Annotated in this window: 1 protein-coding gene; it reads left to right on the forward strand. The window is 63.0% G+C overall.

Features of this window, described 5'->3' with window-relative positions; all coding sequences use genetic code 11:
• Positions 1 to 56: 56 nt before the first annotated feature.
• Positions 57 to 551 (forward strand): tRNA-dihydrouridine synthase (locus tag EN969_RS34515; RefSeq protein WP_164758815.1); only part of this gene is annotated, 495 nt, incomplete at its 3' end.

Genomic DNA, 551 nt, shown 5'->3' on the forward strand with positions numbered 1-551 from the left:
TTGCGGCCGATATGGTTAGAGAATGTGCAACGAATGAAGATGCTTGGTTTTTGTGCATGGTTAATTTGACCAAATTGGCCGCGCCGCTTAACGTCGGCGGCGTGAAACTCCGCAATCGCGTGTTCCTCGCGCCGATGTCGGGCATTACGGACGAGCCGTTCCGGCAGCGTGCCCACGCGCATGGTGCGGGCTTGGTCGTGTCCGAAATGGTTGCCAGCGGCGAGCTCGCCAAGGGCAGGGCCGGTTTCAACCTGCGCATACGCCACTCCGGCCTGCCCGTCCATATGGTTCAGCTTGCAGGCCGCGAGGCGATGCACATGGCCGAAGGTGCCAGAATCGCCGCCGGCGAGGGCGCCGACATTATCGACATCAACATGGGATGCCCGGCCAAGAAGGTCACCGGCGGTTATGCCGGCTCGGCATTGATGCTGGATCTCGACCACGCACTGTCGCTGATCGACGCCGTTGTCGGCGCGGTCGAGGTGCCAGTGACGGTCAAGATGCGGCTTGGCTGGGACGAAGGCGCGCTCAACGCGCCGATGCTGGCGCGC

This window comes from Mesorhizobium sp. M7A.F.Ca.CA.003.01.2.1 (genome assembly GCF_003998945.1).
Classification (GTDB): Bacteria; Pseudomonadota; Alphaproteobacteria; order Rhizobiales; family Rhizobiaceae; genus Mesorhizobium; species Mesorhizobium ciceri.